Below are 902 nucleotides of genomic sequence, written 5' to 3'. Positions count from 1 at the left end.
ATCAATCCGCCACCACCGGAAAGCGCCGTCACTGCGAGTACGTTGGTGATGGCAGCCTGATCGGCGGCAGGGGCGTCATCTTTCCTGGCAGTCACCGGCACCGCCAGACACGCCTGAAGTTGATGCCGATGCTCTACGGGCGTTCTGCTACTGATGACCTCGTAGAAGACGTTGGAGCACCCTGCAACCTTCAACGCCGACACCTGCGTATCCGTCGCTTGATGGGTGGTGGACACCCTTGCGTAACCCACCGACTTTGCCATTGTCCATTAACCAACCCTGTTTTTAATACTAACACATGGACAGGGTTTATGGACGGTTGAACCGCTGTTGAGACCGTGCTCTGTGGGTGTTCGCTCAACCGTTCGGTTTATGGACGGCAGTAATCAAAACTTATTTCCGTAGACAACCTGCATGGGAGCAGTGAGCAACAAATTCTTCACTTTATCCATTTTATCTTTTTTGATCCATATACGATTTGACACTCTTTTTGTATGCGGTTCTATTTTTCTAATTAAGGGCAAGTAGTTTACATCAATAAATCCAGCATCTCTAAACAGTTGGTTAACGTTCTCGGTTTGCCCTTCAATTATAACGGCAAGCAAAGATGATTTTGCAAGGGTTTCAGACGCCCCCTTTAAAACATCTTCCTCAAAACCCTCAACATCAATCTTTATCAAAGCAGGTTCAAGATCTTTGCACTCTTTATCCAGAGTGGAGACATCAACAGAAATTGTAGAACCTTTATAAGTATTGTCTACAAACGAATTCATGCATCCCCTATCAGATGAAAATTTGAGTTTAAGGGCACCTCGAAAAATCAACAATACACTTGATTCCGGCATGATCTCGTTTATGATTGGTTGAACAATTTTCATGCCAACAGTGGGTCAGAGAGGCTT

The 902-nt window shown here is 45.5% G+C and carries 1 protein-coding gene and 1 pseudogene; both read right to left on the bottom strand.

What is annotated here, in order from left to right; translation table 11 throughout:
• Positions 1–236: pseudogene (locus CJZ98_RS17850) on the bottom strand (hypothetical protein); the annotation flags it as partial.
• Positions 237–386: 150 nt separating this feature from the next.
• The gene (locus CJZ98_RS17845; RefSeq protein WP_094592438.1) at positions 387–878 is read right to left on the bottom strand and encodes an FkbM family methyltransferase; all 492 of its coding nucleotides are present in this window, start codon (positions 876–878) and stop codon (positions 387–389) included.
• Between the last annotated feature and the right edge of the window lie 24 nt (positions 879–902).

The organism is Vulcanococcus limneticus LL, from assembly GCF_002252705.1.
Classification (GTDB): domain Bacteria; phylum Cyanobacteriota; class Cyanobacteriia; order PCC-6307; family Cyanobiaceae; genus Vulcanococcus; species Vulcanococcus limneticus.
Note: the sequence above shows the minus strand (reverse complement) of the source record. Positions and strands in the feature narration are given on the sequence as shown.